Here is a 10,556-nt window from a genome sequence, read left to right as displayed (position 1 = left end):
GAGTGACACCAGCCGGTGGCGGGAGTATAGCAAAATTACCATTGGCCCCATTACGCGAGCCGCTCCAACAGCATGGAGAGTCTGAAGCAGGTCTTCCTTGGCCTAGAGTTCCAGCCCTGCAACGACAGCAGGATGGAAGGCGGCTACCAAAAGGTTGCCCTGTACGAACAGGAAGGATCCTGGATGCACGCGGCTGTTCAGATGGCCAACGGACGCTGGTGCAGCAAAATGGGCCGAGGGCCTGTTATCGAACACCAAAGCCCACAGTCCCTGTCCGGCGGCATTTACGGAGAACCCTCAACCTACATGCGAAGAGCCACGGGCGTGATGGATTGAGGGCGATGCCAGGCCCTTGTGCCAGGGGTAAAGCCTTGTTCTCAGGGACCGGTATGGTCCACCGTGACGGCTTCCAGGTCGTAGAGATGGGCAGCGGTGATGCGGGCCTGCACCAGGTTGCCCACCCGGCCCGGCCCCTGCAGATGGACCACCCCGTCCACCTCCGGCGCAAAGCGGCTGCAACGGCCACGCTTTTCCCCGGTGGCGGGGTCCTCCTCCTCCACCAGCACGGGCACAACGCGCCCCACCCAGGCCTGATTCCGCTGCTGGGCAATGGGTTGCTGGAGTTGCATGAGCCGGTCGCGGCGCGCCTGGGCCACGTCGTGGGGCACGGGGTTGGGCAGGGTTGCGGCAGGGGTGCCCTCCTCCGGGGAGAAGGCAAACACCCCCACGTGGTCGAACTGCTGGCGCTGGACAAACTCCTCCAGGTGGGCGAAGTGGGCCTCCGTTTCCCCGGGGAACCCCACAATGAGAGTGGTGCGGATGGTGGCGTCCGGCAATTGCTGACGCAGGCGATCCAGCAGCGCCCCGTTCACGTCCGCCTGCCAGGGGCGATTCATGGCCCTGAGGATTTCCGGGTGGCTGTGCTGTAGGGGAAGATCCAGATAGGGCAGCACGTTGGGTGTCTCCCGAAACGCCGCCAGCACCTCGGGGGTCAGACCGGTGGGATAGGCGTAGTGGACCCGGATCCAGGGAATCGCCACGGTGCCCAGCAGCCGCAACAACGCCGCCAGCATGGGCTTGCCGTAGCGGTCCCGGCCGTAGTTGGTGGTGATCTGGCTGATGAGGATCAACTCCTGCACCCCCTGCTCCGCCAACTGCTGCGCCTCGGCCTGGATGGACTCCATGGACCGGGAGCGCTGGTTGCCCCGCAGGTGGGGAATGATGCAAAAGGCGCAGCGGTAGTCGCAGCCCTCCGCCACCTTCACGTAGGCCACGGCATTGGCGGTGGTGCGCCGCCGGGGCAGGTGCTCGTCCGCCAGGAAGGTGGGCACGGCGCTCACCTGCCGGACCCGCTCCCCCGCCATCACCCGCTCCAGCACGGAGACAATGTGTTGATAGTCGCCACTGCCCACCACGGCCCGTGCCTCGGGCAGAGCCTCCAGCAGTTCCGCCTGGAAGTGTTGAGCCAGACAGCCAGCAATGATCAGTTGTTTCCCCTCCTCCGCCAGTCGCACCAGAGTGCGCACCGACTCCTGGCGTGCCTCCTCAATAAAGCTGCACGTGTTCACCACCACCAGATCAGCAGCGATCTCGTCGCTGCTCACCTCGTAGCCAGCGGCATCCAGCAAGCCCAGCATGTGCTCACTGTCCACCCGGTTTTTCTCGCAGCCCAGATGGGCAAAGGCCACGGTGGGACGCGTCCTGCTGGATCGGGCCATGGCGTCAGGGGCAAGGGCGAAGGGACGGGAGGCGTGCAAGGGGGCTGGCAGAGTGGTGTTCCCATCATGCCCCCTCACCCTGGATTACAATCACCCACGGATGAACCGCTGGCGCCAACTCTTCGGGGAGCAGCGGCCGTTGATCGGCATGATCCACCTGCCCCCGTTGCCGGGCGCCCCGGGCTAGGGAGGGGACATGGATGCAGTGGAAGCCTGGGCTTTAGCGGATGCGCAAGCCTATGCCAGCGGCGGCGCCACCGCCGTGCTGGTGGAAAACTTTGGCGATCATCCCTTTTTCCCCCACCAAGCGCCACCGGAGACCGTTGCCGCCATGGGGCGCATTGCCACCGCCGTGGTTCGGGCAGTTCCCTTACCGGTGGGCATCACGTGCTGCGCAACGACGGCGCCGCCGCCTTGGCTGTGGCCGTGTGGCCAGCGGGGCCCGGTTTATCCAGGTGAACGTTCTGAGCGGGGCCATGGTCACCGACCAGGTCCTGATCCAGGGGTGCGCTGCCTAGCTTCTGCTGCGTCAGCGGCAGAGGAAGTGGTGGTGCTGGCGGACGTACTGGTCAAGCACGCCTTGCCTCTGGCGCCTTTACCTGTACACACAGCAGTGCGGGACACCCTGGAGCGGGGTGGCCGCCGATGGGGTCATCGTGTCAGGGGACAGCACGGGAACTCCAGTGGAATTGGAGATCTTGCAGCAGGCCAGCCATGCATCCCGGGGAGCGCCTGTGCTGATTGGCAGCGGCTTCGGGCCAGCCACTGCAGACCACTTGTGTCCCTTGTGTAACGGGGTGATCGTGGCCGCGGCGCTGAAGCGGGACGGCCGACTGTGCAATCCGGTGGACCTCCAACGGGTTGCACAGATGCGGGGCCAGTTTCACCCTTGAGACCGCACTTGAGTTTTCAAATAACGGGCGGCGGGAACAGTCAACATGGCACAGCCCAACCCGGCCAGCCACAGGGCTGGATTGGCAAACTGGTTCGTAGACTGGCTGAATGCGGTCTCCCCATGGGTGTGGGGAATGGTGAAAGTGCCGGGGTCATGGGGATGGGCAGATGCGTCGGGAGACCAACTGCCGAGAGCCAGGATGCCGCAGCTAACGCCGGCGAGTAGCAGGGCTGCCTGTTGGCAACGGTTGGGTGGTTGGGTGGTCATCAAGGGTGTGGAGCTGAGGAAAAGCGACCTTCTGATCATTGTGCCACTTGCCTGTCCATCCTGGTGACAGGATGGGGGGAACCCTACGGAGCTTGAATGGGCAGTTCACGGCTGATCCGGCGCAACCGCAACGAGTCTGTGGAGCGATGGCCCCGTCTGGCCATGGCTGTTTTGGCCTCCATTGGGGCTGTTGACACAGGACTCATCACCCTCAAACGGTGGCAGATTGTGCCGGAGTTGATCTGCCCCGCCACCGGGGACGGGTGCGACATCGTGCTCAACAGCCCCTGGGCCACGGTGGTGGGACAGCCCTTGGCGCTGTTCGGCTTTCTGGCCTATGCCACGGTGCTGGCGATGGCGGTGGCGCCCCTGGTGGCGCCCAAGCAAAGCCGCTGGCAGCTCAATCGCGCCACCTGGCCACTGCTGATGCCCCTATGTCTGGCCATGGCTGTGTTCAGCCTCAGCCTGGTGGGGTTGATGGTAGTGGTGATTCAGGCCTTCTGTTTCTTCTGCCTGCTCTCGGCGGTCCTCTCGGTGCTGCTGTTCTTCATTGCCCTGTTGGGTCACCGTTGGGACGACTTGGGGGCGCAGGTGTTCCGGGCGTTGATCGTCGCTCTGGTGGTGGCGGTGGCCTCCTTTGCCTGGATCCAGGCCAGTGATCCCAGTCGTCAGGTGGCCAACCCGGACGGCAAACGTCCCCCTGCCATCACCACCCCCAGCAGCGAGGCCCAGATTCTCTTGGCCGAGCACCTGGCGGCCAGAGGCGCCGTGATCTACACAGCCTGGTGGTGCCCCGCCTGCCGCACGCAGAAGGAGTTGTTCGGCAAGGAGGCCGCCAAAGAACTGGCCATTGTGGAGTGTGCCCGGGACGGCTACAATGCAGAGCCCCAGCGCTGCGAGGCGAAGGAGATTCAGTCCTATCCCACCTGGGAAATTGACGGAGCCTTGCTCACACCGGGGATCAAGAATCCAGAGGAGCTGGCGGACCTTTCCGGCTACACGGGGGAGCGTCTGTTCCCCACCCTGCCCTCCGCAACCTCCGGGTCTTCCACCCCGTCCAGCAGTTCGCCTCAATCAGAATGACGTAAGCTGTTGGTATGCAGTCCATCCACTTGGCGCCGTGACCTCCGGCACACCAACAACCAAATCCCAAGTGCTGCCCCCGCCAACAGCAGGTGCTCCAGCGGGGGAACGGTGGCGGCAATGGAGGGAGCCTGCGGTTGCCAGTCCCATCATCACCGCCCTGGTGATTTCCCTGGTCAGTGTGGGTGTGGTGGGTTTTCAATCCTTGAAAGGCGACATCAGGGACGTTGAAGCCAGGCTCACCGCAGAGATCAGGTCCAGTGAAGACAGGCAACGGGAAGACCTGAAGCTGGTTAGGGAAGACGTGAGGGCGTTGAGCGACAAGCTGGATCGGGTGCTGGAGAGCCTGCTGGCGGCCCAATGAGCAGGGGGCTTGAAGGCGCTCCAAACGGCCGGTTTTCAGCCCAGCCTTAGATGCCAACGGGGCGACTGCTGATGGCCCGGCCCTGTTGCTGGCGGCTGTGGCGGCGCCAGAAGGGCTGTTGAGCCGGGTGATCCAGGCGGTGGTGACCACCCCGGCTTTCACGGCGGAAGCGGGCTGCCTCCAACAGCAACAGCCCCAGGGCACAGAGGTGTTCCACTTCCACCCAACGGCGCAGGAGTCCCATGGCCTGGGGCAGGATGGGGTGCCGGTCACCGGGAGCACTGGTCTTGAGCCAGGCCAGTTCCGGTCTGGCATCCAACTCATGGGCCAGCGCCTGGAGTTGCTGCTGGGCCATGGCCATGGCGTCTTCTCGGCGATTGACTCCCGCCATGGTCCAGCAGAGATCACGAATCTGGCGGCTGCTGTTTTGGGCAGCCACCATGGATGAGCTGGTCACCACAACAGGGGCGGCGGGACGGTGAACAGGAGCGGCGCGGGGGCCGGGATCCAGATCCAGATCCTCCTGCTCCAGTTGGTGGGCGCACACCAGGCATTCCATCAAGGAGTTGCTGGCCAGGCGATTGGCGCCGTGGACGCCGCTGCTGGCCACCTCCCCCAGAGCGTAGAGCCCTGGCACCGTGGTGTGGGCCTGCAGGTCGGTCTGCACCCCGCCCATCCAGTAGTGGGCAGCCGGGGCCACGGGGACAGGTATGGTGAGGGGGTCAATGCCCCAGGCACGGCAGCGTTCCAGGATGGCGGGGAATTGCCGCAGCAGGCGCTCCTGGCCAATGGGGCGCAGATCCAGCAACACGTGGGTATCCCCACGGCGCACCATGTGCTCAGCCAGGGCACGGCTCACCTCGTCACGGCTGGCCAGGTTGCCGCCCCCCACGGCAGCCACCGGATCACTGCCATCCAAGTTGTGGAGCACAGCCCCTTCCCCACGGGCCGCTTCGCTGATGAGAAAGTGGGGTGCTCCCGGAATCATCAGCGCCGTGGGGTGAAACTGAACAAACTCCAGATCCCGCACCACGGCCCCGGCGCGATAGGCCATCACCACCCCGTCCCCACTGGCGAGAGGAGGATTGGTGGTGTGGGCAAACATGCGGCAGCCGCCACCAGTGGCCAACACCACGGCCCCGGCCCGCAGCCAGCCGATCATGCCCGCCGCCATGAGTTGCAAGCCACAACAGCGTTGGCCGTCCCGCCAGAGTTGCAACACCACGGCATCGTTGTGCTGGTGCAGGCGGGGCCGTTCCCGCACCCTGACCTGGAGCACCTCCACGATGGCCCGACCGGTTTGATCCGCCGCGTGGAGCACCCGCCGCTGGCTGTGGGCCGCTTCGATGGTGCGGCTCAACTGCCCTCCTTGGCGGTCAAAACGCACCCCCAACGACAGGAGCCGCTCCACACAGCGGGGCGCCTGCTCCACCAGCAGCCGCACGGCATGGGGTTCACAGAGACCGGCGCCCGCCGCCAAGGTGTCGTGGAAGTGGGCCTCCGTGGAGTCGTTCGGCCCCAGCGCTGCGGCGATACCCCCCTGGGCCCAGCGACTGGCGGAGCGGGCCCGGGAATCCTTGGTGAGCAGGAGGACGTTGAGACGGACCGGCAACGCCAGGCAGGCCATGAGGCCGGCCGCGCCACTGCCCACAACCACCACGTCCCATGCCTGGTCAAAGATGGGGCAATCAGGCTTCAGCGGTATTGACCGTCGTTGATGCGGTCAAAACCCACGTTCAGCGCCACCTCGGGATTCGTCACGGTGAAGTTGTCCTTGTACTTCTCGAACAACTCCTGCTGCCGCTGGGTTAGGTCCAGGTTGAGCACGTCGTCAATGCTTTCATAGGGACCGCCAACAACAATTTTGCCCGCCAGGGTGGGATACATGCCGGGGAACTGCTGGAAGCGCCGTACGGAAGCATTGTTCAAGTCCACCAGACCTGCCTGTTGCTCCGCCAATTTTGCATCAGCGGCATTGCGCAGCTCAACAGCCAGGGCGGTCTTCGGCGCCATGGTGCAGAGAAGCCCAATGGCCATCACTGCCGCCAGCAGCCAAGTACCAAGACGCTTCATTGGAATCGTGCCACAGATCATCGGGAAATGGCCTCGTTAAGGCCCCCAGCAGCCTGGCAGACGGAAGGAGTAAATCCTGCGTTCAGGGGCAGGGCTTTTGCAGTTCTTCAAGGAAACGCCGCCAGAGAAGCACCCCCTGACCTGGCGGTGCCTCTGCACCCCGCTGCCTTAGCCTTGCGGGCGCTGGCTTTGGCGGCTGCCTTGGCCCGCTTGGCTGCCGCTTTCTGCTGGGCAACCTGGGCGAGAACCGCGGCGGCAGCCGCCTCCCGCTCCTCCGCTTTCTTCTGGCAGTAGTAGGCGTAGTCTCCCTGGTAGAGCACCAACTCCCCATCCCGCAACTCCACGATGCGGTTGGCAGTCCGACGGATGAAGTAGCGGTCGTGGGAGATGATCAGCGCCGCTCCTTCATAGGCCTGGAGGGCCTCCTCCAGCATGGCCTTGGCGGGAAGATCCAGGTGGTTGGTGGGCTCGTCCAGCAGCAGCAGATTGCAAGGTGTCAGCAGCAATTTGGCCAGGGCGAGGCGTGCCTTTTCTCCACCGCTGAGCTGGGCCACCACCTTGAACACCCTATCTTCCGTGAAGCCAAAGCGGCCCAGCATGGTGCGTATCCGGGTTTGGCTCCAATCCGGCGCCACCTGGGTGACGGTCTCCAGCACCGTGATGGAAGACGCCAGAGCTTCAGCCTGGTTTTGGGCAAAGTAGCCAGGGATCACTTGGTGGGCGCCCAACTGGGCTGTCCCCTCCGTGGGCTGCTCCGTGCCCATGAGCAATCGTAGCAGGGTGGATTTACCAGCGCCGTTGGGACCCACAAGGGCAATGCGTTGCCCCCGCTCCACGTGGAGATGGGCCGCCAGGAAGAGGATCTGGTCCCCATAGGCGTGGGTGAGGTCTTCAACGTGGGCCACCTGCTGGCCCGAGCGGGGCGCGGGGGGAAAACAAAATTGCGGTCCATCCAAGGGGCTGTCGGTGGCCTCCAGCCGCTCCACCTTGGCCATGGCCCGCTCCCGACTCTTGGCCTGACTGCTGCGGGTGGCGCTGGCCCGAAACCGCTCCACAAAGGCCTGCTGCACCGCCAGCTCCTTCTGCTGCCGCGCAAAGGCCGCCTGTTGAGCCTGGCGCTCCAGTTGTTTCTGGGTCACAAAATCGCTGTAATTGCCCAGATAGGTGCGGGCCACGCCCCGCTCGATCTCGACGATGCGGTTACAGAGGCGATCCAGGAATTGCCGGTCATGGCTGACCACCACCATAGGCAACTCCAGGCCCAGGAGATACCCCTCCAACCAGGCAATGGTGTCCAGGTCCAGGTGGTTAGTGGGCTCGTCCAGCAGCAGCAGGTCCGGCTCCTGCAGCAGAATGCGGGCCAGGCCGATGCGCATCTGCCAGCCACCTGAGAAGTGGCCCACCGGCCGCTCCAGGTCCGTGACCGCAAATCCCATGGTGGGCAAGATTCGCTCAATCCGGCTTTCCAGGCTGTAGCCGTCCAGGGCTTCAAAGCGCTGCTGCAGGGACCCCAGCTCCTGGATCAGCTCATCCAGGGCAGGTCCCGTGGCGGTGGCCATGGCCTGCTCCACCACGGCAAGGCGCTCCAGCACCCTACTGGCCTCCGCAAACGCCCGGAACAACTCCTGGCGGACACTGCGCCGGGGCTCCAGATCCAATTCCTGTTGCAGGTAGGCAATCACCAGCCCACCGGGACGAATCACCTGCCCCGTGGTGGGCTCCTCCAACCCGGCAATCATGCGCAACTGGGTGGACTTGCCGGCACCGTTGCCCCCCACCAGGCCAAGGCGCTCGCCGGCCTTCACCTCCCAATGCACATCCTTGAGCACCTCACCGGTGCTGTACATCTTCGAGATGCCCTCGAGACGTAACACAGACATCCAACAGCTTAATTCTGCCAACGTTAGCAACAAAAGGACCTAACCTGCTGGTGGGCTCCCTTAGCTCAGTTGGACAGAGCAGCTGCCTTCTAAGCAGCCGGTCGTTGGTTCGAATCCAACAGGGAGCGTGGCAAGGGCAAGGCCAGGTTGGTAGCCTTTTGCGCCTATACTCTCCTCCAATCTACCACCTCCCATGGTTGAACCTTTGCTCTGCGGCATCGTTCTGGGCCTGGTGCCCATCACCATCCTGGGCCTTTTTGTGAGCGCCTACAACCAATACCGCCGCCGGGGGGGAATTTTCGGGGGCTAGGTAGCGCCCGTGGCCTGTTGGAGCAGCAGCACTGTGGTGCCCCCGTAGCGGTGGCGGCTGCCCAGTCGCCAGCCGGGTGGGGTTGTGGGCGGCTGGCGGCTTGTGCATTCCAGCAGCAGCAGGCCTGTCGGCGTCATGACACCTGCGGCGGCTATAGCTATGGCCACTGGTTCATGGAGGCCCCCGTTGTAGGGGGGGTCGGCGTAGATCAAGGTAAAGGGTTGTTGTGGTTCTGCTGCCCAGCTCCAGGCCCGAAGCCAGGCCAGCACCTCCCGACGGTGGAGGGCAAAGGTGTGGGGTGGACGGCAGACCAATTCCAGGTTGTGGCGGATCATGGCGGCGGCACGGCCATGGCGCTCCACCGCCGTGACATGGGCAGCGCCGTGGAGCAGGGCTTCACAAGCCATGGCGCCACTGCCGCTGAACAGATCCAGCCAGCGGGTCCCCACCACCTGCTCCCGCAGCAGGTCAAACACCGATTGCCGCACCCGCGCCGGCGTGGGGCGGGTGATCGTGCCCGGTGGACTCCGTAGACGTCGCCCGTCACTGAGGCGCAAAGCTCCATGCCCACCACCGTGCGGCATGGCCCTTAGCGAGGTAGGTGTTCCAGCCAGCGGGCCAGGATCCGCTGACCGCAGGGGCCGGATTTTTCCGGGTGGAACTGGGTGGCCACCAGCGCACCATGGGCAATGGCTGCGGTGACCTGTTGCCGGGCCACCATCGCCTGGGCCGCCACCAGGTTGGCGTCCTCAGGCACGGCACCGTAGGAATGCACGAAATACACCCATTGGTTCTCTTGCGAAGGGAACAGGGGAGAGCTGTCGGTGGAGATGAGCGGTTGCCAGCCCATGTGGGGAACGGGTTCATCCGCCGTGGGCTTGAGGGGCTCCACCGTGCCTGGCACCAAGTTCAATCCCGGCAACCGGCCCTCGGCGCTGCTGCTGAACAACAACTGCAATCCCAGGCAGATACCCAGCAGGGGACGGTCCTGGTGGACCCAACGGCCAATGGGTTGAATCAGGTCACGGTCCGCCAACTGGGTCATGGCGGGATCAAAGGCGCCCACCCCTGGCAACACCAACGCCACACCACCGAACTCCTCCCACCGGTGCAGATCAGCGCCGCTGCAGAGGCGCTGGCAGTGGCCCCCCAGCCGTTGCAGGGATTTGGTGACGGAGTGGAGGTTCCCCATGCCGTAGTCAATGATGCCCAGCAGAGGGGTCTTGGTGGTGGTCATTGGCATTGCTCGGAATGCTCCAGGCGTGACCCCCCCGATAGGGACAGGTGATTGAGGTGGCCAATCAACTCATAGAGGCGCCCCATGCAGCGGTGATCAAATTGAAACTCCAGGCCTGGATAGACGCCTTGCTCGCTCCTGTGGGTGAAGGATTCAATGCTGCCCGCAAGCAGCAGATCGGAGAACATCTGGTTCATCACCGTCAACTGCTCATCGGTGGGCGCTTGGTGGAGCAGCAGTTGCAAGCGCTCCCCCCCCAGGAAGTGGCAGCGATGGAAGATCCGATAGAAGTGGCGGATGGCCCCCACGGCGGCTTCCACGGAGTCCACCTGGTCGTAGATCTGGACATCAGCGGGGGACACCATGCCCCGCTCCTCCACGGACTTTACCATGTAGCGCTTCCAGTGTTGCCAGTAGTCGTCACCGGCAGGGGCCAGCAGTACCACGGGGATGGGCACGGTCTTGGCGGTCTGAATCAAGGTGAGGGCCTCGAACAACTCGTCCAACGTGCCCACACCTCCCGGCATGGCCACCAGGGCATCGCTCTCCCGCATCAGGAAGTGTTTTCTGGTGAAGAAGTAACGAAAGACCGCCAGCTTGCTTTGGGGATCGATGTAGCGGTTGGCAGCAAGCTCGAAGGGCAGGTGAATGTTGAGACCGTAGCTCTTGTCTTGTCCGGCGCCGCGGTTGGCAGCTTCCATCACCCCTCCCCCGGCCCCGGTGATCACC

General features: G+C 64.2%; 13 protein-coding genes, 1 tRNA gene and 2 pseudogenes. 8 read left to right on the top strand and 8 right to left on the bottom strand.

The window, feature by feature from the left end; translation table 11 throughout:
• Window positions 1–45 precede the first annotated feature (45 nt).
• Window positions 46–336 (top strand): annotated as a pseudogene (locus FLM9_RS08790) (DUF7689 domain-containing protein); the annotation flags it as partial.
• Between the two features lie 41 nt (window positions 337–377).
• Here the strand turns inward: FLM9_RS08790 and rimO are convergent.
• Entirely contained in the window at window positions 378–1,718 is a 1,341-nt protein-coding gene (rimO, locus tag FLM9_RS03610) for a 30S ribosomal protein S12 methylthiotransferase RimO (RefSeq protein WP_074457307.1), read from the bottom strand.
• Window positions 1,719–1,773: 55 nt separating this feature from the next.
• Between rimO and FLM9_RS08530 the strand changes: the two genes are divergently transcribed.
• The 3 genes and pseudogenes from FLM9_RS08530 to FLM9_RS08520 all read left to right on the top strand — a co-directional run bounded on the left by FLM9_RS08530 (window position 1,774) and on the right by FLM9_RS08520 (window position 2,611).
• On the top strand, window positions 1,774–1,905 hold the full coding sequence (locus FLM9_RS08530; RefSeq protein ID WP_257242993.1) for a hypothetical protein: 132 nt from the start codon (window positions 1,774–1,776) through the stop codon (window positions 1,903–1,905).
• Between the two features lie 9 nt (window positions 1,906–1,914).
• Window positions 1,915–2,046: pseudogene (locus FLM9_RS08525) on the top strand (phosphorybosylanthranilate isomerase); the annotation flags it as partial.
• Window positions 2,047–2,353: 307 nt separating this feature from the next.
• Window positions 2,354–2,611, top strand: coding sequence for a BtpA/SgcQ family protein (locus FLM9_RS08520; protein ID WP_306806782.1), 258 nt, complete (start codon window positions 2,354–2,356; stop codon window positions 2,609–2,611).
• On the opposite strand, the gene FLM9_RS03600 is transcribed toward FLM9_RS08520, so the two are convergent.
• Window positions 2,602–2,883: a hypothetical protein gene (locus FLM9_RS03600; protein WP_143324584.1), complete on the bottom strand. Its 282-nt coding sequence runs from the start codon at window positions 2,881–2,883 to the stop codon at window positions 2,602–2,604. The two genes, FLM9_RS08520 and FLM9_RS03600, sit on opposite strands and share 10 nt — an antisense overlap.
• A gap of 93 nt (window positions 2,884–2,976) precedes the next feature.
• Between FLM9_RS03600 and FLM9_RS03595 the strand changes: the two genes are divergently transcribed.
• Both FLM9_RS03595 and FLM9_RS03590 read left to right on the top strand, forming a co-directional pair.
• Complete coding sequence (locus FLM9_RS03595) at window positions 2,977–3,963, top strand: vitamin K epoxide reductase family protein (RefSeq protein ID WP_074457302.1); 987 nt, start codon at window positions 2,977–2,979, stop codon at window positions 3,961–3,963.
• Between the two features lie 37 nt (window positions 3,964–4,000).
• Window positions 4,001–4,327 (top strand): hypothetical protein, encoded by a 327-nt coding sequence (locus FLM9_RS03590; protein WP_074457301.1) that lies wholly within the window; start codon window positions 4,001–4,003, stop codon window positions 4,325–4,327.
• Window positions 4,328–4,373: 46 nt separating this feature from the next.
• On the opposite strand, the gene nadB is transcribed toward FLM9_RS03590, so the two are convergent.
• From nadB to FLM9_RS03575, 3 genes are all read right to left on the bottom strand, one after another.
• On the bottom strand, window positions 4,374–5,987 hold the full coding sequence (gene nadB, locus FLM9_RS03585) for an L-aspartate oxidase (protein WP_257242991.1): 1,614 nt from the start codon (window positions 5,985–5,987) through the stop codon (window positions 4,374–4,376).
• A 35-nt stretch (window positions 5,988–6,022) separates the two neighbouring features.
• Entirely contained in the window at window positions 6,023–6,400 is a 378-nt protein-coding gene (gene psbU / locus FLM9_RS03580) for a photosystem II complex extrinsic protein PsbU (protein WP_074457306.1), read from the bottom strand.
• Window positions 6,401–6,507: 107 nt separating this feature from the next.
• Window positions 6,508–8,274: an ABC-F family ATP-binding cassette domain-containing protein gene (locus FLM9_RS03575; RefSeq protein WP_074457305.1), complete on the bottom strand. Its 1,767-nt coding sequence runs from the start codon at window positions 8,272–8,274 to the stop codon at window positions 6,508–6,510.
• 60 nt (window positions 8,275–8,334) lie between these two features.
• On the opposite strand from FLM9_RS03575, the gene FLM9_RS03570 reads away from it, so the two are divergent.
• Together FLM9_RS03570 and petG are read left to right on the top strand one after the other, a co-directional pair.
• Window positions 8,335–8,408: transfer RNA gene (locus tag FLM9_RS03570), tRNA-Arg, on the top strand.
• A 65-nt stretch (window positions 8,409–8,473) separates the two neighbouring features.
• Window positions 8,474–8,590, top strand: a complete 117-nt coding sequence (petG, locus tag FLM9_RS03565) for a cytochrome b6-f complex subunit V (protein WP_074457299.1) — start codon at window positions 8,474–8,476, stop codon at window positions 8,588–8,590.
• Here petG and rsmD read toward each other — a convergent pair.
• The 3 genes from rsmD to FLM9_RS03550 form a co-directional block, all read right to left on the bottom strand.
• Complete coding sequence (rsmD, locus tag FLM9_RS03560) at window positions 8,587–9,174, bottom strand: 16S rRNA (guanine(966)-N(2))-methyltransferase RsmD (RefSeq protein ID WP_074457298.1); 588 nt, start codon at window positions 9,172–9,174, stop codon at window positions 8,587–8,589. The genes petG and rsmD overlap by 4 nt on opposite strands.
• Window positions 9,175–9,179: 5 nt before the next feature.
• The gene (hisH, locus tag FLM9_RS03555; protein WP_074457297.1) at window positions 9,180–9,827 is read right to left on the bottom strand and encodes an imidazole glycerol phosphate synthase subunit HisH; all 648 of its coding nucleotides are present in this window, start codon (window positions 9,825–9,827) and stop codon (window positions 9,180–9,182) included.
• The coding region (locus FLM9_RS03550; RefSeq protein WP_074457296.1) for an LOG family protein at window positions 9,824–10,556 on the bottom strand (733 nt) is incomplete at its 5' end. The genes hisH and FLM9_RS03550, both read right to left, overlap by 4 nt.

The sequence above is a fragment of the Candidatus Synechococcus spongiarum genome (assembly GCF_900047545.1).
Taxonomy (GTDB): Bacteria; Cyanobacteriota; Cyanobacteriia; order PCC-6307; family Cyanobiaceae; genus Synechococcus_B; species Synechococcus_B spongiarum_C.
This window is presented reverse-complemented; position numbering and strand designations above follow the sequence as displayed.